This window comes from Paraburkholderia sp. MM5384-R2 (assembly GCF_014201025.1).
Taxonomy (GTDB): Bacteria; Pseudomonadota; Gammaproteobacteria; order Burkholderiales; family Burkholderiaceae; genus Paraburkholderia; species Paraburkholderia tuberum.
The window spans coordinates 351,575-375,114 of the sequence record NZ_JACHDI010000003.1; the positions used below are offsets into that span (position 1 = coordinate 351,575).

A 23,540-nucleotide genomic window follows, 5' to 3' on the forward strand; every position below is an offset into this window, starting at 1 on the left:
ATTACCGGACCACGATCGGCAGTGTTTGGTTCACCGCACAGTGCGGCAAAACGCGGGTTGGAAAATTGTCAAATCCATGCATACAATCAAATTTCATGCCGATGTCCGGCGACCTGCCGGACTGCGAAACGGCCTTGCTCATGGCGGTTGCAGACGCCGTTTCCGAGGACGAAAGCCATGCTGAACCCTTCGAAATCCGATTGCATCACGATTCTCTCGGCCGCCAGCCAGCTTGCCGGCGACTCCATGCTGCCACTCGATCCTGGCCGGCTCGGCCTGAGCCGCAACGGCATGCTCGCTGCCGCCTCCTTCCTGGTCGAGCGGGCCTGCTTCCGGCGCTATCAGCAGGATGCCGATCATTATGCGGTCGGCGCGCTGTCGTTGCAGGGGCGCCTGCGGCTCGAACAACTGGCGAACGGTTGAGCGGTAGGGCCGAGCGTTCGTAGCGCAGGTTCCTGGCGTATCCGCGCCGGCCATTCGCCGCATCCCTTCGTACCGCGCCTTCGCATTTCCTATCCGTATCTTCACGCCGCGTCGCGTCAGGTCGATCGTTCGCGTGGCGATCTCACACGGGCGAGTGGCGCTGGCACCCAGCGAACCTTCCCTTCGTGCGAAATTACCTCGATACCGGACGCAAATCTCGCGCCCGGCGTCGCGGCACCTGTCGCTCACAGATGCGACGAGCCCACGCCGAAGATCCCGATGATGCCGATGATGATCAGGTAAAGCGCGACGATGTAGTTCAACAGGCGCGGCATGATCAGGATCAGGATGCCGGCGATCAGCGAAACGAGCGGGCCCAGGCTGAGAGTGACGTTCATGGAGACTCCGTGGTTCAGACGCGTGATGCGCGATTGAGAAAACGATTGAAAAACGTCCCGCCGCGCGGGACCCAAGCCGCTGGCGCAGACCGTGCCGCAGCGGTGGATTCACTGCATGATCCGACCTGACGCTCTTATACTGACTTCGACAACAACAACGTGAAACGACGCTCGATTCGCGGCGCGGCAGACCAGACACCGTTACAACCGCTCGTACCCCGGCTCATACGCGAGCCCGTACCGGACAACCGATGTCGAGGAGGTCTCATGCTTCACAGTCGCCGTGCCGTCGGGCGTATTGCCGTGCGCCCAGTTCCGACTTCCGTTTTTACTTCTGTTCCTGCCAGTGTTGCCTTTCAGGGTTCCCGTCCGCGTGGCGCCGACCGCGCTGCTCCATCTGCGGCGGATTGCACGGCGGAAAGCACCGCCCGGCGCGCAACGCGGCCAACGCCGTTGCGGGCCGCCCGTTCGATAATAAGAGGTTTCGCGCTCATGGTTTCGATTGTTGCTTCGCACGCGTATGCGCAAGATTCTGGCCCGGTCCCCGCGGACGGCGTCTATACGATGCTGGTCGGTACTTACACCAGCGGCAAGAGCGAGGGCATCTACGTCTTTCGCTTCGATACGAAGACGGGCGCGGCGACCCAGGTGTCGGTCGCGCAGACGGTCAATCCCTCGTTTCTGGTCGTGAGCCGCGACCGCCGCTTCGTCTATTCGGTCAACGAACTGCCCGGTGACAACGGCCCGGCCACGCAGCGCGGCGGGATCAGCGCGTTCGGCTTCGATGCCGCGCGCGGGCAACTGACGTTTCTGAACAAGGTGTCGTCGGACGGCAATGATCCGTGCTATCTGAGCATCTCGGCGGACGGCAAGTATCTGCTGGGCGCGAACTATTCGGTCGCGCCCGACCCGGGCGGCAGTTTCGCGGTGTTTCCGCTGCAGGCGAACGGCCGGGTCAGCACCTCGGTGCAGACCGTGCATCACGAGGGCGGCGGTCCGGTGAAAGGGCGGCAGGACAACTCGCACGTGCATTCGACCGTGTTCTCGCCTGACGGCCGCTATCTGTTCGCGCAGGACCTCGGCGCCGACAAGCTGTACTCGTACCGCTACGCGCCGCAGAGCAGCGCCGGCGCGGGTCCATTCATCGCGACGGACTGGGGCTACACGCAGCAAAAGGCCGGCACGGGTCCGCGCCATCTGATCTTTGGCGCGGACGGCAAGCACGCGTATCTGACGAGCGAACTCGCGGCGACCGTCAGCACGTTCGACTACCACGACGGCAGGCTGAAGCTCGTGCAGACGCTGCCATTGAGCGAGCCTGACTTCAAGGGGAAGGTGGGCGCCGCGGCGATCCATATGTCGCCGGACGGACGCTTCGTGTATGCATCGAATCGCGGCGACGCGAACGAGATCGTGATCTTCTCGGTCGATCCCGCCACTGGACACCTGAAGCAGATCGGCCGGCAGTCGAGCCTCGGCAAATCGCCGCGCGAGTTCACCATCGATCCGACCGGCAACTGGCTGATCGTCGGCAATCAGCTGAGCGACACGGTCTATGTGTTCAAGCGCGATCCGCAGACGGGGCTGCTCGATCCGAATCCGAAGCAGCATTTCGACCTCGGCTCGCCGGTCGACTTCAAGCTGGTATCACCGTCGTGATGCGCGGCACGCGCGGGTAAATGAAAAACGGACAGCTCACATCCTGAGGCTGTCCGTTTTTTCTTCCGGATCATCGCCGACCCGGTCAGCGATTCACCGGGCGCTCATTCCGCCGGCCCTGGCGCCAGCACTTCGCGGCTACCGTTGATGCTCATCGCCGACACGAGGCCGGCCGTCTCCATCTGTTCGACGAGCCGCGCCGCGCGGTTATAGCCGATGCGCAACTGCCGCTGCACCGACGAGATCGACGCGCGCCGCGTGCGTACGACGAACGCGACCGCTTCGTCGTACAGCGGATCGGCTTCCGCCTCCGGCGCTTCGCCGAACAGGTCCTGGGCCGCGCCGCCATCGGCGGCCGGGCCGTCGAGAATGCCTTCCTCGTATTGTGGCTCGCCGAACTGCTTCAGATATTCGACGATCGCATGCACTTCCTCGTCGGCGACGAACGCGCCGTGCACGCGCTGCGGGTAGCCGGTGCCCGGCGGCAGAAACAGCATGTCGCCCTGGCCGAGCAGCGACTCGGCGCCCATCTGGTCGAGAATCGTGCGCGAGTCGATCTTCGACGACACCTGGAACGCGACCCGCGTCGGAATGTTCGCCTTGATGAGACCGGTGATGACGTCGACGGACGGCCGCTGCGTCGCGAGGATCAGGTGGATGCCGGCCGCACGCGCCTTCTGCGCGAGCCGCGCGATCAGCTCCTCGATCTTCTTGCCGGCGACCATCATCAGGTCGGCGAGCTCGTCGATGACGACGACGATCAGCGGCAGCGGCGCCAGCGGCTCGGGCGCATCGGGCGTCAGCGAGAACGGGTTGCCGAGCTTCTTGCCCTTTGCCTCGGTGTCGCGGATCTTCTGGTTGAAGCCGGCGAGATTGCGCACGCCGACGGCCGACATCAGCCGGTAGCGCTTTTCCATTTCGCCGACGCACCAGTTCAGCGCATTGGCCGCGAGCTTCATGTCGGTGACGACCGGCGCGAGCAGATGCGGAATCCCTTCGTAAACCGAAAGTTCGAGCATCTTCGGGTCGATCATGATCAGGCGCACTTCCTCTGGCGTCGCCTTGAACAGCAGCGAGCAGATCATCGCGTTGATCGCGACCGATTTGCCCGAGCCGGTCGTGCCGGCCACCAGCATGTGCGGCGCCTTCGCGAGATCGGCGACGACGGGATGGCCGGTGATGTCCTTGCCCATCGCAAGCGTGAGTCGCGAGTGCGAGTTCTGGTAGACGCTCGCCTCGAGAATTTCCGAGAGGCGGATCGTTTGGCGCTTCGCGTTCGGCAGTTCGAGGCCCATGCAGGTCTTGCCCGGAATCGTTTCGACCACGCGGATCGACGTGAGACCGAGACCGCGCGACAGGTCCTTCATCAGACCGACGATCTGGCTGCCGCGCACGCCTAGCGCCGGTTCGACTTCGAAGCGTGTGATGACCGGACCCGCCGATGCGCCGACCACCGTCACCGGCACCTTGAATTCCTGCAGGCGCTGCTCGATCAGCAGGCCGGTTTCGCGGAGCTTTTCATCCGGGATCGGTTCGATGTCGGCATCGGCGGGGGCGAGCAGATCGAGCGTCGGCAGTTCGACCATCGATGCGGCCGGCGCATGGAACTCGAAGCCGTTGACCGGCGCGTGGCCGGGCAGCGGCGGGCGGGCGGCGGGCTCGGCAGTGGGTTGGTCGGCGGATTGGACCTGCGGTGTTAGCGCTGGCGAAGACGACGGAGCGGGCGACGGAGCGCGCGACGGTTCGGCGGCCGGCGTGTTCGCGACAGGCGTTGCGCTTGCGCCGACCGAAGGCTCGATGCTGGTCGCCGGCGCGGCGAAGCCCGGGAAACGGACTACGTTCGAGACGACGGCCGGTGCGGTTGCCAGCATAGCGAGGTTCGCCGCACTCGTCGAAGTCGACGACGGCGAGTCGTTTGCGGGGGTGTTCGCGGGCTCGTTCGCGGGCTCGTTCACAGCGGGCAGGGCAGGGGCGTGCGACGTCGCGGGCTCACCTGACTGCGCACTTTCGCTGGCGAGCTCCGAGACCGTCGCGCCGGACCCCGGCGGCACGCTTGCGCTCGACGGCGCGGCGGCCTCCGTCTGCGGCGAGTCCGCCGACGCGGCCGCGCGTTGAGCCGCGGCGGGGCCGAGCTTGCTCTCCCAAGGCACGAGCGTCTTGTCGATGACGATTTCGGCTGCCGGAGCCAGCGCTTGCGGAGGCGTCGCGGTGTCGGCGCTGGCCGGTTCGACGGTTCGCGCGGATTCCTCCCTCTGCGATGCCGGGACGCTGGTGTTTGTTGCTGTCTGCGTCGAATCGTTTTGGACCGCCGGTGCGTCTTCTTGCGAAGCATCGTCCCGTAGGCTGGCTGCGAAGCGCTCGAATGGCGTCGCCGTCGGCGACTCATGTTGCGGCGCGCGTGCGGTGGGTTCGGTGGCGGCAGGTTCAGCCACAGCGGATGCCGATGGCTCGACAACCGCGGATTCGACAGCCGCAGCAGCCACGTCGGCCACCGACTCGGTTGCAGTCGTCGTCTGCGGCGCAGCCGTAAGCGGCGCATGAATGACGGGCGGTTCGGTCGGCCATTGCGCAACCGCTTCGTTGCCGCCCTCGACCGACCTCTCGGACTCGGCCACCGCACGCTCAGCCGGCAACTCGACCGATGCGGTTTCTTGCTGCGACGGCGCCGGCGACACCATCCGCGCCGAACTCTCCACGCTCTGCGCCTGCGGCGCCGCAACCGTCTCGCCGTTTTCGACAGGTAGCACGTCCCGCTGCGCCGGTGGCACATCGAACGTCGTCGACGCACGCTCTGCAACGCCAACCTTCGCGCTATCGGCGCCACGGCTGCGCGCCAGGCTCACGCCGGCCATGTCGGTCCAGCGCGCGGCGTTTTCCGCGATGCTGCGCAGCGTTTCCTCGACGCTCGCGGGCGGCGCGACCGTCGACGCGTTCGTCGTCGTTCCAGTGAAGTTCGGTGTAGGCCGGCGCACGGTCGACGGCGAGGTCACGCCGTTGGCGCGCGAAGCGGCCGGGAACGGTTGACGCGGCGTCGCGCTGCCGTCGGTCGGACGTGACAGCGACGACGGGCGGCTTGCGCGGCCCGCGGCATTCATCGATCCCGCTGTGATGCCGATACCGGCGCCCGACGCGGCGGCGCGGCCCGCCATTGCCTGTGCCGCTCGCGCCGACACGCCGGCCGCGTTGGCGGCCGTCGCCGCCAACGCGGCACTGGAGCCGAACGACGCGGCCGCACGCTGATCTCCGACCGAGCGCCGCCCGATCTGCGCAGCACCATCACGAGCCGACATGCCCGATGCGGCCGATGCACCCGCCGCACCCAGCGATGCCGCCGCCGTCGCCGCGCGCGGCTCCGTGGTGCGCAGCCAGCCGGCCGGCGCGACCGGCTCGGTCGGCAGGAATGGTGCGGCGGATCTGTCCGCTGCCTTGTCCGCATGCAGCGCCTGCGTTGCCGTCGACGTTGCCGGGCGCGGCGACGCGCCCGACCCCGTGCGTAGCACCGGCTCGGTCTGCTTGACCGGCCCGCGCGCCGCGTCAGCGGCCGCATCGGCTCGCCGGCTTACGCCGGCGCCACGGGCGGAAGCGTCCTTGCTAACCGCGATGCCAGCCGCCGCGGTGCCGGCAGCAGCGGCGGAGCCCGCGCCGCGCCCGCTCGCGGGCGGACGCCACACCGTCGGCCGCGCGTAGCGACCCTTGTTATTGCGCGGCGCCATCGTGTTGGTAGCAGGCGACACATGCGACGGCGCGCCGTCGGCGACGCTGCGGTGGCGGCGCGCATCCTCGTCGCGCTTCGCGAGTCCCCGCGACAGACCGAGGCCGAACGCGCCGTCGGCCCAAACGGCGACGTCGCTCCAGCGGAAGTCGACGAGCCACGGCAGGCTGATCACGAGCAGCGCGAGCGCCGCGAGCGGCGTGCCGACATGGCCGAGCAGATGTCCAAGCCCCGCGGCGAGCGCATGACCGAAACCATTGATGCCGGCAATGCCGATCAGCGAGCCCTCGAGCGTGCAACTCGCGATCAGCACGCAGACGAAGCCGAGCCATAGCCGGATCGTGCCGGGGCCGCGCAGACCCGCGCCGCCCGGCAGCATCGACTTCACGAGGCGCCACAAAAGAGGAATGAACCAGACGGCCGACCCGCCGAACCAGCCGAAAACTACCGTGTGCATACCAGACATCTACGAATGACGGAGCGCGCGAGAAGCGCAATCCGTCGAGTTTAAACGGCGCAGCGCGCGGCTTCGAAGTCCGGCGCGAATCCCGAACGCGGCGCAAACTCGCATCACTTGTCGCTGCGATCGAACATCAGGGTGTCGCCGTTGTCGAGGATCAGCTGCATCTGCTGCGGCGCTCGCATCTGCACGCCGGTGCGATCGATGCGCTCGAGCGCGTCGAGGAACGGCTTCTCGATGTCGCCGCCCGGCGAGACGCACGCCATGCGTGTGCCGGCGAGGGAACCGAAGCTCAGCTTGCCGTCCTTCAGCATGTACGAACCCATGAAGCGGTTGCAGCCGGAAAAGCCGCTCGCGTGACGCCGGCCGCCTTCGGTCGACAACGTCAGCGTGAGCGGCTTCTGATCCTTCGACGGCACCGCGCGCGCCGTGCCGTCGGCGTTCTTCCACGAGCTCAGCACCCAGCTAGTGTCGTCGAGCAGTTGCGCGGCGGCGGGATTGAACGGATCGGGCGGCGGCGCCGACGAGTCCGGATGCTTCGGGATCGCGCAGGCACCGAGCAGCGCGGCGATGCTCAACGCGGCGACGGCCGTGCGCAGGCACGGAATGATGCGCGCAAGAGGTCGCGGGCGGGAGCGGATGAGCATGGCGTCGTTCCTGTTCAAACTGGCGAAGGCGTAAGGGTAACGTACTAAGCTTGTCGTGCGCGAGCGATGCTCGCGGTGACGTGATCGCGGCTGCGAATGTAGACGCGGCGGCACGGTTCCGCTCGACCGCCACGGCCTCGCGAGCGCACCCAAAGCGCACCCTGAGCGCACCCTGAGCGCCGCGCGGCAAGGGGCCCGCATGTTAACATCGCGGTCTATCCAATCCCACCCTCATCCCGACTTTTATCTGGAGTTCCCATGCAGATCGGCCAACGGATCGGCACGCCCCTTTCTGAATCCGCGACGCGCGTGATGCTGCTCGGCGCCGGCGAACTCGGCAAGGAAGTGATCATCGCGCTGCAACGGCTGGGCGTCGAAGTGATCGCCGTCGACCGTTACCCGAACGCGCCGGGCCATCAGGTCGCGCATCGCGCGCATGTGATCGACATGACCGACCGCGCCGCGCTGCGCGCGCTGGTCGAGCAGGAGCGCCCGCATCTGATCGTCCCCGAAATCGAGGCGATCGCCACCGACGAGCTCGCCGCGATCGAAACCGAGGCGCTCGCCGAGGTGATCCCGACCGCGCGTGCCACCCAACTGACGATGAACCGCGAAGGCATCCGCCGCCTCGCTGCGGAGGAGCTTCGTCTCCCGACCTCGCCGTACGCATTCGCCGATTCGCTCGACGAGCTGCGCGCGGGCATCGCGAAGGTCGGCTATCCGTGCGTCGTGAAGCCGGTGATGTCGTCGTCGGGCAAGGGACAGTCGGTGCTGCGCAGCGACGCCGACGTCGAAGCCGCCTGGCAGTACGCGATGGCGGGCGGCCGCGTGAATTTCGGGCGCGTGATCGTCGAGGGTTTCATCGACTTCGAATACGAAATCACGCAGCTCACCGTGCGCGCGATCGACCCGGCGAGCGGCGCGGTCGGCACGTATTTCTGCGATCCGATCGGCCACGTGCAGGTCGCGGGCGACTATGTCGAATCGTGGCAGCCGCAGCCGATGAGCCCGCTCGCGCTCGAGCGGTCGCGCGAGATCGCGCACAAGGTGACGGCGGCGCTCGGCGGCCGCGGCCTGTTTGGCGTGGAACTTTTCGTGCGCGGCGACGACGTATGGTTTTCGGAAGTCAGCCCGCGTCCGCATGACACGGGGCTCGTCACGCTGTGCTCGCAGCGCTTCTCGGAGTTTGAACTGCATGCGCGGGCGATCCTCGGCCTGCCGGTCGATACGTCGCCGCGTGCGGCGGGCGCGTCGGCGGTGATCTACGGTGGTCGCGACGAGGCCGGCATCGCGTTCGAAGGCGTCGCGGCCGCACTTGCGGTGCCCAATGCGGATCTGCGCCTGTTCGGAAAGCCGGAAAGCTTCGTCAAACGTCGCATGGGCGTCGCGCTCGCGACCGGCGAGAACATCGGGGAAGCGCGCTCGCGTGCCAGGCAGGCGGCGGCTGCGGTGCGGCCGGTGTCGGCGAAGTAACGGGCAGGCGGCGAGGCGCGGCGCAAAAGTGTGCGGGACGCACACGAAAGAGCCCACCGCATTCGTTTCTGGCTTATCGAAGCAAAGAGATCGGAGTAGAGGATCGTATGGCGCTTGAATCTCGCAGCAATCCATGGCGCGGCGCGCTTCGCCGGGTCGGCGCACTCGGCGTGGCGTTCGCGCTGTGCGCCGGCATCAGCGGCTGCGGGCTCGCGGCCGCGCCGTGCCGGATCGCTTCGGCGGGACTGAAGATCGTGCCGGTGGTCGGCCACGTCGCCGCTGCGCCGACCGATGCGTGTGCCGACGTGATCGATCCTTGAAGCGTCGTTGAGCTGTCCGTGAATCGCCCATGAGCTGCCTGTGACTCGGCTGTGACTCGGCCGTGACTCGGCTGTGACCGGCGTCGCGGCCGGTGTTGCCCTCCCTGCCTGACCCCCGCAACAATCGAGGTGTTCGATGAAGACATGGCGTGTTGCAATCCTCACGGCGGCAGCATCGACGGTGGCCTGGCTGGCGGCATCTTCCGGCGGCGCATCGGCCGCGCCGTTGCAGTTCAAGCACTTCGAGGGCAAGAACCACCAGACGCGCAAATACACCTGCGCGACCGGCAAGATCCTGCAAGTCACCTACTGGAACGCGCGGAACGGCCAGAGCTTCGCCGTGCTGCCGGTGAAAGGCACGTCGATGCTGTTCGTCAACACGATCTCGGCGTCCGGTGCGAAGTACCAGGCCGGCAGCTATACGTGGTGGACCAAGGGTCCGCGCGCCAACCTGTACGACCTGACGAGCGGCGAGAACGCGCCGCCGATTCTCTCCGACTGCGTGACCGTGATTCGCTGATTTGCTGATCGGCGGACACATGCACCTCATGCGGCGGCTTCATTCCCTACCGCCGCCTGCTTCTTCTCTGCCTGGCTTCCTGTCCCTCGCGCCGCCTCGTGCGCTCGCGCGCATCGTTTCCGTTCGAGTAGTAAGCTGTCCGGCATGGCGTTCGCCATGCCGTTTGCCATGCCGCGCGCGCGGAGCGGTGTTTCGCGCGCAGCCGTCGTTGTCGTCTTCGATTGTCCGTTCCCCGAGTCATCAAGCGAGACCCTCAATGAAAGCATCGGACCTGTTCGTCAAATCGCTGGAAGCCGAAGGTGTCGAGTATGTGTTTGGCATCCCCGGTGAAGAAAATCTCGATCTGCTGGAGTCGCTGCGCCGCTCGAAAATCCGTCTGATCCTCACGCGCCACGAGCAGGCGGCCGGCTTCATGGCCGCCACCTACGGGCGGCTCACCGGCCGCACGGGAGTATGTCTGGCGACGCTCGGCCCCGGCGCGACCAACTTCGTGACCGCGGCCGCCTACGCGCAGCTGGGCGGGATGCCGATGCTGATGGTCACGGGCCAGAAGCCGATCAAATCGAGCAAGCAGGGGCACTTCCAGATCGTCGACGTGGTGCGGATGATGGAGCCGCTCACCAAGTACACACGGCAGATCGTGTCGATCGGCAACATTCCGGCGACGGTGCGCGAGGCGGTGCGCCGCGCCGAGGAGGAACGCCCGGGCGCCACCCACCTCGAACTGCCCGAGGACGTCGCGCACGAAGAGGGCGACGGCAAGCCGATTCCGAAGAGCTACAGCCGCCGTCCGGTCGCCGAGGAAAAGGCGGTCGCGCGCGCGGTCGAGGCGATCACCGCCGCGAAGCATCCGCTGCTGATGATCGGCGCGGGCGGCAACCGCAAAACCACCACGAAGATGCTGCGCGAGTTCGTCGACCAGATCGGCATTCCCTTTTTCACCACGCAGATGGGCAAGGGCGTGATCGACGAATCGCATCCGATGTGGCTCGGCAACGCGACGCTCTCCGACGGCGACTTCGTGCACCGAGCGATCGAGCACGCCGACTGCATCATCAACGTCGGTCACGACGTGATCGAAAAGCCGCCGTTTTTCATGCGCAGCGGCGAGGCGGGCGAGAAGACCGTGATCCACGTGAACTTCCTCGGCGCCGAAGTCGATCCGGTGTATTTCCCGCAGATCGAAGTGGTCGGCGATATCGCCAACGCGGTGTGGCAGCTCAAGGAGAGCCTGAAGACGCGTCAGGAGCATTGGGACTTCACGCGTTTCAAGGAGATCAAGGAGCACTTCGAGGCGCATCTGGTGAAGGGCCAGCACGACGACCGCTTTCCGATGTACCCGGTGCGGATCGTCAACGACGTGTACGAGACCACGCCGGTCGACGGCATCGTCTGTCTGGATAACGGCATGTACAAGATCTGGTTCGCGCGCTACTACCGCGCGCACGAGCCGAATTCGCTGCTGCTCGACAACGCGTTGGCGTCGATGGGCGCGGGGCTGCCGTCGGCGATCGCGAGCAAGATCGTGCATCCGGAGCGCAAGGTGATCGCCGTGTGCGGCGACGGCGGCTTCATGATGAACTCGCAGGAGCTCGAAACGGCGGTGCGGCTGAAGCTCGATCTGGTGATCCTGATTCTGCGCGACGACGCGTTCGGCATGATCCGCTGGAAGCAGGAGAACATGAACTTCCCGGACTACGGCATGACGCTTGCGAACCCGGATTTCGTCGCCTATGCGCAGAGTTATGGTGCGCAGGGGCATAGGATCGAGGCGGCCGGGCAGTTCGCGCCGCTGTTGCGCGAGTGCTTCGCGACGCCGGGCGTGCACGTGATCGACGTGCCGATCGACTATTCGGACAACGAGCGCGTGCTCAATCGCGAGATCAAGCGGCTGTCCGCGCGGCTTTGAGCATCCGTGCATCGAATCAAGGAGAGTGCGACATGTTGCAGAAAACCTATCCGTACTACCTGGCCAACGAGCCGGTGGCCGCCAACACCGATCTCGAAGTCACCGACAAATTCAGCGGCGAAGTCGCCACGCGCGTCGCAATGGCCGACGCGGCCGCGATCGACAAGGCGATCGGCCTGGCGGTCGATGCGATGCCGGCCATGCGCGCCTACCCGCCGTTCAAGCGCCAGGCGGTGCTCGAACATTGCGTGAAGCGCTTTCGCGAGCGCTACGACGAACTCGCGCTCGCGCTGTGCATCGAGGCGGGCAAGCCGATCAACGATTCGAAGGGCGAAGTCACGCGCCTGATCGATACGTTCAAGGTCGCCGCGGAGGAGAGCGTGCGGATCGACGGCGAGATCGTCAATCTGCAGATTTCGCCGCGCGCGAACGGGTATCACGGCTATGTGAAGCGCGTGCCGATCGGGCCGTGCTCGTTCATCTCGCCGTTCAATTTTCCGTTGAACCTGACCGCCCACAAGGTCGCGCCGGCGATCGCGGCCGGCGTGCCGTTCGTGCTGAAACCGGCGAGCCGCACACCGGTCGGTGCGCTGATCATGGGCGAAATTCTCGCGGAAACCGATCTGCCGAAGGGCGCGTTCTCGATTTTGCCCGCACATCGCGACGGCGCCGACCTGTTCACGACCGACGAGCGCTTCAAGCTGCTGTCGTTCACCGGGTCGCCCGCGGTCGGCTGGGAGTTGAAGCGCAAAGCCGGCAAGAAGAAGGTGATTCTGGAGCTGGGCGGCAACGCGGCGGCGATCGTCGACGCTGACCAGGGCGGCAAGCTCGACTACGTGGTCGACCGGCTCGCGTTCGGCGCGTTCTATCAGTCGGGGCAGAGCTGCATCGGCGTGCAGCGGATTCTCGCGCACACGAGCGTCTACGACGCGCTGCGCGAGAAGCTGATCGCGAAGACGAAGTCGCTCGTGATGGGCGATCCGAAGAACGAAAAGACCTTTGTCGGGCCGATGATCTCCGAATCGGAAGCGAAGCGGCTCGCTGGCTGGATGGAGGGGGCGGTGCAGGCGGGCGCGCAGATCGTCGCGGGCGGCAAGGTCGACGGCGCGATGTTCGAGGCGACGCTGCTGGAAGGCGTGAAGCGCGACACCGATCTGTATCGCAAGGAGGCGTTCGGGCCGGTTGCGATACTCGAGCGCTTCGACGATTTCGAGGCGGCGCTCGCGCAGGTCAACGACAGCGACTTCGGCCTGCAGGCCGGCGTGTTCACCGATTCGCTCGCGCACGCGCATCGCGCGTGGGATGCGCTCGAAGTGGGCGGCGTCGTGATCAACGACGTGCCGTCGTTCCGCGTCGACAACATGCCGTATGGCGGCGTCAAGGATTCGGGGCTCGGGCGCGAGGGCGTGCGCTACGCGATCGAGGACATGACCGAGATGCGGCTGATGGTGATGCGCGAGACGTGGTGAGGGGCGATCCGACGTGAGCGGGGGCGGGCGACCGTTCGCAATGGGGCCGGTGCGGGCGCGGGGACGGCTGGCGAACGCCGCGCGCCGCCCGCCGAAGTGCCCGGCTGTCACGCCACTGTCGTCTGTGCGCACTACGCTGCGACCGAAGCAACGGCCGCGAGCCGCCGGCCGGCCGGCCGTCACGAGCGTTTTTGCTGAAGTGCTACAATACTCGGCTTTCGGCGGATGCTTCCGCCAGCCGGAGCCGGCCGCATTATCCGAACTCAGACGGGTCTCGCGCGGAACGACGTGGCTCCGCCTTCATCCTGATGCCCTCCGCGGTCCCGACCGCTGCCGCGCGCATCGCGCCACGCGCCTTTTTAGCGAAAGCCACCATGTCCGACACAGCCGTCACGCCCAGCACCGAGACTTTTGATCAATTCGGCCTCGCGCCCGACATCCTGAAGGCCGTCAAGGAATCGGGCTACACGTCGCCCACGCCGATCCAGGCGCAGGCGATCCCGGTCGTGCTGGCGGGCCGTGACGTGATGGGCGCCGCGCAGACCGGCACCGGCAAGACCGCGAGCTTCTCGCTGCCGATCATCCAGCGCCTGCTGCCGCAGGCCAGTACGAGCGCGTCGCCGGCGCGCCATCCGGTCCGCGCGCTGATCCTCACGCCGACCCGCGAACTGGCCGACCAGGTCGCCGCGAACGTGCAGGCGTACGCGAAGCACACAGCGCTGCGCAGCGCGGTCGTGTTCGGTGGCGTCGACATGAATCCGCAGTCGGACCAGTTGCGCCGCGGCGTCGAAATCCTGATCGCGACGCCGGGCCGTCTGCTCGATCACGTGCAGCAGAAAACCGCGAACCTGGGCCAGGTGCAGATGCTCGTGCTCGACGAAGCCGACCGCATGCTCGATATGGGGTTCCTGCCCGACCTGCAGCGCATCCTGAACCTGCTGCCGAAAGAGCGCCAGACGCTGCTGTTCTCCGCGACGTTCTCGGGCGAAATCAAGAAGCTCGCTGCGACGTATCTGCGCAACCCGCAGACCATCGAAGTGGCGCGCAGCAACTCGACCGCGACCAATGTCACGCAGATCGTCTACGAAGTCGCCGAGGGCGACAAGACCGGCGCGGTCGTGCAGCTGATCCGCGAGCGCGGCCTGAAGCAGGTGCTCGTGTTCTGCAACAGCAAGATCGGCGCGAGCCGGCTCGCGCGCAGTCTCGAACGCGACGGCGTGGTCGCGACCGCGATTCACGGCGACCGCACGCAGAGCGAGCGCATGCAGGCGCTCGATGCGTTCAAGCGCGGCGAAGTCGAGGCGCTCGTCGCGACGGATGTCGCCGCGCGCGGTCTCGACATCGTCGAACTGCCGACCGTGATCAACTTCGACCTGCCGTTCAACGCGGAAGACTACGTGCACCGTATCGGCCGCACGGGCCGCGCGGGCGCATCGGGCGACGCGCTGTCGCTGTGCAGCCCGAACGAGCGCAAGCAACTGGCCGACATCGAGAAGCTGATCAAGCGTCCGCTCGACTTGCAGCGCCTGACCGTCGAGGCGCCGGTGCGCCATCATCACGAGGACCGTCCGCCGCGCCGCGATCGCAGCGAATCGCGCGACGAGCGCAGCCGCCGTCGCACGGGCGGGGCGTCGGGTTCGTATGACCGTGCGCATCATCATCGCGCGCAACCGGTCGACGATTTCTTCCTGAAGCCGTACGAGCCGTCGCCGGCATCGGTGCGCAAGATCGAGGAGACGGCCGCGTCGAACCCCGCGCCGCAAAAGACGGCGCCGAAGCGGCCACTGGCCGCGTTGCTCGGTGGCTTCGGAATGCCGAGGAAGACGCCTTCGTCGTCGTAAGACGGGCTGTCGGGTTCAGAGCTCGGGGTGCAACGCCTCGAGCGTAAAAACGGTGGGGCCGCGCGGTTCGATGTCTTGGAAAACGCAGCAGGCTTCACGCGTGCGCATCATCGGGATGCGCGAATGTTCATCCGTTTTGCCCAGGCCGCGGTCGCGGCGCTGTAGAACTGCTCCAGCGTCATGGGCGGCTCGCTTCCCAACTTCAGTCCCAGATGCCGTGCCGCCGCGCCTAGTGCTTCGAGCGGCTTGTCGCTATCGAGCGCGGTCGCGCCGTTCTGCTTGCTCAGTTTCTCGCCGTGCTCGTTCGTGACGACCGGCACATGCAGATACTCGGGCGTTGCCACACCCAGACAACGCTGCAGATAAATCTGCCGCGCCGTCGAATCCATCAGATCCGCGCCGCGCACGATGTGCGTGATGCCCGCGTCCGCATCGTCCACCACCACCGCCAGCTGATATGCCCACTGATCGTCCGCGCGGCGCAGCACGAAATCGCCGACCTCGGTCGCGAGATTTTGCGTCTGCGGACCCTGCCAGCGGTCGTCGAACGTGATCACGGCGGGCTCGCCGTCGGGCACGCGCAGGCGCCACGCGCGCGCCGGCTTGCCATGCAGACCCGTGCGGCAGGTGCCGGGGTAGGCGAGTGTAGTGTTGCGCGCGTGCGCGTGCAGCAGCGAATCGGCGATTTCCTTGCGCGTGCAGCCGCACGGATAGACGAGACCGGCCGATTTCAACTGCTCCAGCGCGTGCTGATAGCGCGCCATGCGCTGGCTTTGCCAGACCGGCGTTTCGTCCGCGCGCATGCCGAAGCGTTCGAGGGTCGCGAGGATGTCCTCGGCGGCACCCGGCACCGTGCGCGGTCCGTCGATATCTTCGACGCGCACGAGCCACGCGCCGCGCTGCGCGCGCGCGTCGAGCCAGCTCGCGAGCGCACTGACCAGCGAGCCGAAATGCAGCGGGCCGGTCGGCGACGGCGCGAAGCGTCCGCGATAGGTCATGGTTGGGGGGCGACAGGTGCGGCGCCCGCGTCACGGAGCGCCCCGGCTGTCTTTACGCGGCGCACGCGGCCTTGCTGTCCGGATGGCACGCCGGACAGGTCTTGCCCGCGACGTACATCGGCGATTGCTGTTGCTCGGGCGTGACCACCGCGCGGCAGCCGAAGCATTGCGCGGTCGCGGTCGGTTCGAGTTGCGGATTCAGCGCGGTGCGGTAGTCGAACACGAAGCAGTCGCCGTGATAATGCGCGCCGCCCACTTCCTCGAAGTATTTGAGGATGCCGCCTTCGAGCTGGTACACGTTCTCGATGCCGACCTCCTTCATATGGATCGCGGCCTTCTCGCAGCGGATGCCGCCCGTGCAGAACGACACCACCGTCTTGTCCTGGAGATCGGCACGGTTGTTCTCGATTACCTCGGGGAATTCGCTGAACTTCGTGATCCGATAGTCGAGCGCGTTGTCGAACGTGCCGACGTCGACTTCGAACGCGTTGCGCGTGTCGAGCATCACGACCGGACGGCCTTCGTCGTCGTGACCGCGGTCGAGCCAGCTCTTCAGCGTCGGCGCGTCGACGAACGGTGCGCGGCCGAGCTCGGGGCGGATCGCCGGCTTTTTCATCGTGATGATTTCGCGCTTGAGCTTGACCAGCATGCGCGTGAAGGGCTGCTTGTCCGACAGGCTTTCCTTGAACTGCAGATTCGCGAACTTGCCTTCGAACAGCGCGTCGTGGCGAATGTAGTCGATGAATGCGTCGATGTTCTCGCGCGTGCCGGCGATGAACAGGTTGATGCCTTCCGGCGCGAGCAGGATGGTGCCGCGCAGGCCGAGCGCATTGCAGCGTTCGGTGACGAACGGGCGCCAGGCGGCGGTGTCTTCGATGGTCGCGAATTGATACGCGGCGAGATTGACGATACTCATGTGTGTTCTGCGGTAAAGATGGCCGGCGTGGCGAGGGGCGGCCGGATGTGCCGCCGCTGTTGCGCCCCGTATGAGACCCGGGGTTTGACGCGCGGGTTCGCGCGCGTTTGCCGCGCGTGTGCCGCGCGTGTGCCGGTTAAATGGCCACGTCGAGAGAGGCGAAACCTCTATTATCCCTCAACCCGGCATTTTCCCCGACCTGGCCGAATGGCTAACGAGTTGCGCTAGCGCAAACAGCGCTCGCTCCGACCTCGTCCTGGCCGGATGGCCAACGCGCCGTTTTGACCTGAAAACAGCGGAAGGGTGGAGTTACAATGTCGCCCATGTCAGATCCCCGCTTCGTTCATCTCCGCGTTCACTCCGAATTCTCGATTGCCGACGGCATCGTGCGTCTCGACGACATCGTCGCGGCGGCGGCCAAAGACGGTCAGGGCGCGCTGGCGCTTACCGACCTCGGCAACGCGTTCGGCCTCGTCCGTTTCTACCAGGAAGCGCGTGGCAAAGGGATCAAACCCATTGCCGGCTGCGACGTCTGGATCACCAATCCTGACGACCGCGACAAGCCTTCCCGCCTGCTGCTGCTGGTCAAGGACCGCCGCGGTTACCTGAACCTCTGCGAATTGCTCAGCAAGGCCTCGCTGACGAACCAGTATCGCGGCCGCGCGGAAATCGAAGCCGGCTGGCTCGAATCCGGTCTGGGCGAAGGGCTGCTCGCGCTGTCGGGCGCGCAGCAGGGCGACATCGGTCTCGCGCTGGCGGCCGGCAACGAAGAGGCGGCGAAGCGCCACGCGCAGCATTGGGCGAAGGTGTTCCCAGGCGGCTTCTATATCGAGCTGCAGCGCTATGGCCAGGCTGGCGGCGAGCAGTACGTGCAGCAGGCGGTCGCGCTCGCGGCATCGCTGAAACTGCCGGTCGTCGCGACGCACCCGATGCAGTTCATGACGCCGGACGACTTCACCGCGCACGAAGCGCGCGTGTGTATTTCCGAAGGCGACATTCTCGCGAATCCGCGTCGCCAGAAGCGCTTCACGGCCGAGCAGTATTTCCGCACGCAACAGGAAATGGCCACGCTGTTCGCGGACCTTCCTTCGGCGCTGGCGAACACGGTGCAGATCGCCAAGCGCTGCAATCTGACGCTCGAACTCGGCAAGCCGAAGCTGCCGCTCTTTCCGACGCCCGACGGCATGTCGCTCGACGACTACCTGGTGCAGCTGTCGAAAGAGGGCCTCGAAAAGCGGCTCGAACAGTTGTATCCGGACGAGGCCGAGCGCGACGCGCAACGCCCGACGTACTACCAGCGCCTCGAATTCGAGTGCGGCACGATCATCAAGATGGGCTTTCCGGGCTACTTCCTGATCGTCGCGGACTTCATCAACTGGGCCAAGAACAACGGCGTGCCGGTCGGGCCGGGCCGGGGCTCGGGCGCGGGTTCGCTGGTCGCCTATGCGCTCGGCGTGACCGATCTCGATCCGCTGCGCTACAACCTGCTGTTCGAGCGTTTCCTGAATCCGGAGCGGGTGTCGATGCCCGACTTCGATATCGACTTCTGCCAGCACGGCCGCGATCGCGTGATCCAGTACGTGAAGGAGAAATACGGCGCGAACGCGGTGTCGCAGATCGCGACGTTCGGCACGATGGCGGCGAAGGCGGCGGTGCGCGACATCGGCCGCGTGCTCGATCTCGGCTATATGTTCACGGACGGCATCGCGAAGTTGATCCCGTTCAAGCCGGGCAAGCACGTGACGATCGCCGACGCGATGAAGGAAGAGCCGCTGTTGCAGGAGCGCTTCGACAACGAAGACGAAGTGCACCAGCTGCTCGAACTCGCGCAGCGCGTCGAAGGCTTGACGCGTAACGTCGGCATGCACGCGGGCGGCGTGCTGATCGCGCCGGGCAAGCTGACCGATTTCTGCCCCTTGTACACGCAGGGCGACGAAAGCGGCGTCGTCAGCCAGTACGACAAGGACGACGTCGAAGCAGTCGGCCTCGTGAAGTTCGACTTTCTGGGCCTGACCACGCTGACCATTCTGGATTGGGCCGAGCGCTACATTCGCCGCCTCGATCCGTCGAAGCAGGACTGGTCGCTCGCCCAGGTGCCGCTCGACGACCCGGCGTCGTTCTCGATCCTGAAGAAAGCGAATACGGTCGCCGTGTTCCAGCTGGAAAGCCGCGGCATGCAGGGCATGCTGAAGGACGCGCAGCCCGACCGCTTCGAAGACATCATCGCGCTGGTCGCGTTGTACCGCCCGGGTCCGATGGACCTGATCCCGAGCTTCTGTGCGCGTAAGCACGGCCGCGAGGTGGTGGAATATCCGGACCCGCGCGTCGAACCTGTTCTGAAAGAGACCTACGGCATCATGGTCTACCAGGAGCAGGTGATGCAGATGGCGCAGATCATCGGCGGCTACTCGCTGGGCGGTGCCGACCTGCTGCGTCGCGCGATGGGTAAGAAAAAGCCCGAGGAAATGGCCAAGCACCGCGAAATTTTCGCGGAAGGCGCGGCCACCAACGGCCTCACGCGCGAGAAGTCCGACGAAATCTTCGACCTGATGGAGAAGTTCGCGGGCTACGGCTTCAACAAGTCGCACGCGGCCGCCTACGCGCTGCTTGCGTACTACACCGCGTGGCTGAAGGCGCACCATCCGGCCGAATTCATGGCGGCCAACATGTCGCTCGCGATGGACGACACGGACAAGGTCAAGATCCTCTTCGAAGACTGTCTCGCGAACAAGATGGCCGTGCTGCCGCCGGACGTGAACCTGTCCGCGTATCGCTTCGAGCCGGTCGCCGAAGCCGACGGCAAGCGCTCGCGCACGATCCGCTACGGTCTCGGCGCGATCAAGGGCAGCGGCCAGAACGCGATCGAAGAAATCCTGCGCGCACGCGAGGAAGGTCGCTTCATCGACATCTTCGATTTCTGCAACCGCGTCGATCGGCGCATCGTCAATCGTCGCACGATCGAGGCGCTGATTCGCGCCGGCGCGTTCGACACGCTGCATCTGAACCGCGCGCAGCTGATCGCGTCGGTGTCGCTCGCGATGGAAGCGGCCGAGCAGGCGGCGGCCAATGCGCTGCAGGCCGGCCTGTTCGACATGGGCGACGCGCCGTCGCAAGGCCACGAACTCGTCGACGAACCGGAGTGGCCGGAAAAGCGCAAGCTGCAGGAAGAGAAGGCCGCGCTCGGTTTCTACCTGTCGGGCCATCTGTTCGATGCATACAAGGACGAAGTGCGTCGCTTCGTGCGCCAGAAGATCGGCGAGCTGAAGGAAGGGCGCGACAAGCTGGTCGCGGGCGTGATCGTGTCGCTGCGCACGCAGATGACCCAGCGCGGCAAGATGCTGATCGCGCTGCTCGACGACGGCACCGGCCAGTGCGAAGTGACGGTGTTCAACGAGGTCTTCGAAGAGCACAAGCAGTTGTTCAAGGAAGACGAGCTGCTGGTCGTGCAGGGCCAGGCGCGCAACGACGCGTTCACGGGCGGCATCCGCTTCACGGTCGAAACGGTGATGGATCTCGGCCGCGCGCGCTGCCGTTACGCGGACTCGCTGAAGGTGCAGATGAACGGCAACGCGGACGCGCAGGCATTGCGCCGGGTGCTCGAAGCGCACACCGCCGGCAAGGACGAGCCGTCCGCCACAGCCGCGCCGGCGGCCGCGCCGCGCGGCAATGGCGGTGGCCGTGGCGGCTTCGGCGGCGACGGCGGCCGTCAGCGTCAAGCGGTGCAGATTCCGAACGGGCTCGCGGTGCAGGTCGTTTATCGCAGCGAGCATGCGCAAGGCGAAATGCGTCTGGGCGACGCGTGGCGCGTGAAGCCGACCGATGAACTGCTCGCCGCGCTGCGCGGCGAGTTTGCGGGAAGCTCGATCGAAATCGTGTATTGAGCGCGGTCCGCGGTATGGATGGGCCAGTGCCGCGTGTACCGGCTAGCCTTTCCGCCCGCCCGTTTTTTCCAGGCGTGCCAGCTTCAGAAACCGGTAGTACACCGTCTCCGCATTGAACAGCGCGATCATCAGCCCGGTGCGGCCATCCAGAAAACCGCGCCGCAGCAGATAAGTCCGCACGAACGCCCACAGGCCGCGCCCGAGCGCGAGTCGAATGCTGCCTTTCTGCCCGGCCTCGTAACGCTGCCGCGCGCCGGCCGTCGAATACGCGTCGAGCTTGCGCAGCACACCCTCGTAGTCCTCGTACGAGTAGTGCATCAGCTTGCCGGCGAGGCGTTGCACGGGCGTGTCGAACACGAGGCGCTCGTGCACGAGGTCGTCGGAGAAGCGCGCGGTGCCGCGTTTGAAGAGGCGCGGAATCCAGTCCGGATACCAGCCGCTGTGATGGACCCAGTGGCCGCAGAAACTCGACAGACGGTCCACTGCATAGACCTCGGCAGCGGGCGCGGCGAGCGTCGCGCGAATCGATGCGGCAAGTTCCGGTGTGACGATTTCGTCGGCGTCGAGCGACAGGATCCAGCTTGTCGTCAGGGCATCGACCGCGCGGTTCTTTTGCGGGCCGAAGCCCGGCCAGTCCGTCTGTTCGATGACGCGAGCGCCGTGCGCGCGAGCGATGTCGGCGGTGCCGTCGGTGCTGCCGCCGTCGATCACGACGATCTGGTCGGCAAAGGCCACGGCCTGCAGGCATTCGGCCAGCCGCGCCGCCGCGTTCCGGGTGATGATGGCGACGCCAAGAGTGGTTTCTTGCATACCTGAGTTGCGTGGAGGACGAAGTGACGGAGCGGGTCGCGACCCGGCAATCGAGCAGCGAGTATACACATCTCATCCGTCCCCACACCACAGCGCCGATCCGCCAGGCGTTGCGCGCATGCCGTCGCGCGCCGAGCGCCGGCCCTCATCTGCAACCGATTACAATGCTCTTTTTTGATATTTCACGCGGCCGCCCAATCATGCGCCGCGTGCTCGCCGTTCCGCATTTCCAGAGGATTCCTTGAGCGCGAAGCCAACGTTAAGCAAACCCATGGGTGCAGGCGATGCGTCGTCGCCGGCCGTCGTCCTGCGGCGCCTGTGGCCTTTCATCAAGCCGCTGCTGTGGGTCGGGGTCGGCGCGATCATCGCGATGGCGGTGAGCGCCGGCACCGACGCCGCCATTCCCGCGCTGCTCAAGCCGCTGCTCGACAAGGGCTTCGGCTCGCACGCGGTCGATAAGACCAAGTGGCTCGTGCCGATCGCGGTGATCGGCCTCGCGCTGATTCGCGGCGTGTCGCAGTACGCGTCCGGCTATCTGCTCGCGTACGTGTCGAACAAGATCCTGCTCGAGCTGCGTCTGAAGATGTTCGACCGCATGATCCACACGAGCGTCGCGTTCTTCCAGCGCGAAACCGCGAGCACGGTGATCAACGCGATCGTCTTCGAGGTCAATCAGATCCTGAACGTGCTGCTGAGCGTGATGGTCACGCTCGTGCGCGACTCGCTGACGGTGATCTTCCTGCTCGGCTATCTGTTTTATCTGAACTGGCGCCTGACGTTGATCGTCGCGGTGCTGCTGCCGGGCATCGGCTGGCTGGTCGGCAAGATCAATCGCCGGCTGCGGCGACTGAACCGCGAGCATCAGCTGCTCACCAACGAGCTGTCGTATATCGTCGAAGAAACGGTGGGCGGCTACAAGGTCGTCAAGGTACATAACGGCGAGCAGTACGAGACGGACCGCTTCACCGAGATGAGCCGGCGTCTGCGCGGCTACGCAATGCGCATGACGGTCTCCGGTGGTCTTGCGCAGCCGTTGACTCAGTTCCTCGCGTCGATCGCGCTCGCGGTCGTGATCACGATCGCGGTGGTGCAGTCGTCGTCGGATCAGACGACGGTCGGCGGCTTCGTCGCGTTCGTCACGTCGATGCTCCTGATCATCTCGCCGCTCAAGCATCTGATGGACGTGAACCAGCCGTTGCAGCGCGGCATGACCGCGGCCGAGCTGATCTTCGGCCTGATCGACGAGCCGGCCGAGCCGGAAGGCGGCGGCAAGCCGCTCGCTCACGCGCGCGGCGAGGTCGAGTTCCGCGACGTGTCGTTCACCTACGGCGCGAACTCCACGCACAACCGCCATACGCTCGACCAGGTGTCGTTCAAGATCGCGCCGGGCGAGATGGTCGCGCTCGCGGGTCCGTCGGGCAGCGGCAAGACCACGCTCGTGAACCTGTTGCCGCGCTTCTTCGATCCGACCGGCGGCGCGATTCTGGTCGACGGCGTCGCGCTGCCCGAGTACGACCTGCACGGGCTGCGCAGCCAGATCGCGATGGTCAGCCAGGACGTCGTGCTGTTCAACGACACCATCGCGCACAACGTCGCGTACGGTCAGGAAGTCGATGCGGAGAAGGTCAAGGCGGCGTTGCGCGCGGCTAACCTGTGGGACACGGTGCAGGCGATGCCGCAGGGCATCGAGACGCTCGTCGGCGACAACGGCATGATGCTGTCGGGCGGCCAACGCCAGCGTCTCGCGATCGCGCGCGCGATCTACAAGAACGCGCCGATCCTGATTCTCGACGAAGCGACGTCGGCGCTCGATTCCGAGTCCGAGCGCCACGTGCAGGCGGCGCTCGAAACGCTGATGAAAGGCCGCACCACGCTCGTGATCGCGCACCGCCTGTCGACGATCGAGCGCGCCGACCGCATCCTCGTGATGGAGGCGGGGCGGATCGTCGAGCGCGGCAGCCATCGCGAACTGCTCGAGCACGACGGCTTGTACGCCCATCTGCATCGCATCCAGTTCCAGCAAAGCCCGGTTTGATCCGGCACATTGCCAACGGGAGCGCAGGCCGGTGTTGTGTTTAAGTCTCAATTTATTGCGCTTTTTCGG

The 23,540-nt window shown here is 66.1% G+C and carries 16 protein-coding genes; 10 read left to right on the forward strand and 6 right to left on the reverse strand.

The window, feature by feature from the left end; all coding sequences use genetic code 11:
- Positions 1 to 177 precede the first annotated feature (177 nt).
- Positions 178 to 423, forward strand: a complete 246-nt coding sequence (locus HDG37_RS07700; RefSeq protein WP_184045806.1) for a hypothetical protein — start codon at positions 178 to 180, stop codon at positions 421 to 423.
- Positions 424 to 668: 245 nt separating this feature from the next.
- Here HDG37_RS07700 and HDG37_RS07705 read toward each other — a convergent pair whose 3' ends face one another.
- Positions 669 to 821 carry a DUF3096 domain-containing protein gene (locus tag HDG37_RS07705; protein WP_013088853.1) on the reverse strand — a complete coding sequence of 51 codons (153 nt, stop codon included), beginning with the start codon at positions 819 to 821 and terminating at the stop codon, positions 669 to 671.
- 492 nt (positions 822 to 1,313) lie between these two features.
- Between HDG37_RS07705 and HDG37_RS07710 the strand changes: the two genes are divergently transcribed.
- Positions 1,314 to 2,480 carry a lactonase family protein gene (locus HDG37_RS07710; protein ID WP_184045808.1) on the forward strand — a complete coding sequence of 389 codons (1,167 nt, stop codon included), beginning with the start codon at positions 1,314 to 1,316 and terminating at the stop codon, positions 2,478 to 2,480.
- 104 nt (positions 2,481 to 2,584) lie between these two features.
- Here HDG37_RS07710 and HDG37_RS07715 read toward each other — a convergent pair whose 3' ends face one another.
- On the reverse strand, positions 2,585 to 6,649 hold the full coding sequence (locus tag HDG37_RS07715; RefSeq protein WP_184045810.1) for a DNA translocase FtsK: 4,065 nt from the start codon (positions 6,647 to 6,649) through the stop codon (positions 2,585 to 2,587).
- A 113-nt stretch (positions 6,650 to 6,762) separates the two neighbouring features.
- Positions 6,763 to 7,299 (reverse strand): META domain-containing protein, encoded by a 537-nt coding sequence (locus HDG37_RS07720; RefSeq protein ID WP_184021557.1) that lies wholly within the window; start codon positions 7,297 to 7,299, stop codon positions 6,763 to 6,765.
- Between the two features lie 258 nt (positions 7,300 to 7,557).
- Here HDG37_RS07720 and purT point away from each other — a divergent pair, with 258 nt between their 5' ends.
- The 6 genes from purT to HDG37_RS07750 all read left to right on the forward strand — a co-directional run bounded on the left by purT (position 7,558) and on the right by HDG37_RS07750 (position 14,831).
- A complete protein-coding gene (gene purT / locus HDG37_RS07725; protein ID WP_184045811.1) occupies positions 7,558 to 8,772 on the forward strand; it encodes a formate-dependent phosphoribosylglycinamide formyltransferase in 1,215 nt (404 codons plus the stop codon).
- A 107-nt stretch (positions 8,773 to 8,879) separates the two neighbouring features.
- On the forward strand, positions 8,880 to 9,092 hold the full coding sequence (locus HDG37_RS07730; RefSeq protein WP_184045813.1) for a DUF6726 family protein: 213 nt from the start codon (positions 8,880 to 8,882) through the stop codon (positions 9,090 to 9,092).
- A gap of 136 nt (positions 9,093 to 9,228) precedes the next feature.
- Positions 9,229 to 9,612 carry an MliC family protein gene (locus tag HDG37_RS07735; RefSeq protein WP_018419902.1) on the forward strand — a complete coding sequence of 128 codons (384 nt, stop codon included), beginning with the start codon at positions 9,229 to 9,231 and terminating at the stop codon, positions 9,610 to 9,612.
- Positions 9,613 to 9,868: 256 nt separating this feature from the next.
- Positions 9,869 to 11,521: an acetolactate synthase large subunit gene (locus HDG37_RS07740; RefSeq protein WP_184045815.1), complete on the forward strand. Its 1,653-nt coding sequence runs from the start codon at positions 9,869 to 9,871 to the stop codon at positions 11,519 to 11,521.
- Positions 11,522 to 11,553: 32 nt separating this feature from the next.
- On the forward strand, positions 11,554 to 12,990 hold the full coding sequence (locus tag HDG37_RS07745; RefSeq protein WP_184045817.1) for an aldehyde dehydrogenase family protein: 1,437 nt from the start codon (positions 11,554 to 11,556) through the stop codon (positions 12,988 to 12,990).
- Between the two features lie 374 nt (positions 12,991 to 13,364).
- Positions 13,365 to 14,831, forward strand: coding sequence for a DEAD/DEAH box helicase (locus tag HDG37_RS07750; RefSeq protein WP_184045819.1), 1,467 nt, complete (start codon positions 13,365 to 13,367; stop codon positions 14,829 to 14,831).
- A gap of 107 nt (positions 14,832 to 14,938) precedes the next feature.
- Here HDG37_RS07750 and gluQRS read toward each other — a convergent pair whose 3' ends face one another.
- Entirely contained in the window at positions 14,939 to 15,829 is an 891-nt protein-coding gene (gene gluQRS, locus HDG37_RS07755) for a tRNA glutamyl-Q(34) synthetase GluQRS (protein ID WP_184045821.1), read from the reverse strand.
- A gap of 52 nt (positions 15,830 to 15,881) precedes the next feature.
- Positions 15,882 to 16,745: a sulfurtransferase gene (locus tag HDG37_RS07760; RefSeq protein WP_184045823.1), complete on the reverse strand. Its 864-nt coding sequence runs from the start codon at positions 16,743 to 16,745 to the stop codon at positions 15,882 to 15,884.
- A 314-nt stretch (positions 16,746 to 17,059) separates the two neighbouring features.
- On the opposite strand from HDG37_RS07760, the gene dnaE reads away from it, so the two are divergent.
- A complete protein-coding gene (gene dnaE, locus HDG37_RS07765) occupies positions 17,060 to 20,626 on the forward strand; it encodes a DNA polymerase III subunit alpha (protein ID WP_184045825.1) in 3,567 nt (1,188 codons plus the stop codon).
- A 42-nt stretch (positions 20,627 to 20,668) separates the two neighbouring features.
- Here dnaE and HDG37_RS07770 read toward each other — a convergent pair whose 3' ends face one another.
- Entirely contained in the window at positions 20,669 to 21,436 is a 768-nt protein-coding gene (locus tag HDG37_RS07770; RefSeq protein ID WP_184045827.1) for a glycosyltransferase family 2 protein, read from the reverse strand.
- Between the two features lie 241 nt (positions 21,437 to 21,677).
- Here HDG37_RS07770 and msbA point away from each other — a divergent pair, with 241 nt between their 5' ends.
- Positions 21,678 to 23,471: a lipid A export permease/ATP-binding protein MsbA gene (gene msbA, locus HDG37_RS07775; RefSeq protein WP_184045829.1), complete on the forward strand. Its 1,794-nt coding sequence runs from the start codon at positions 21,678 to 21,680 to the stop codon at positions 23,469 to 23,471.
- Positions 23,472 to 23,540 lie beyond the last annotated feature (69 nt).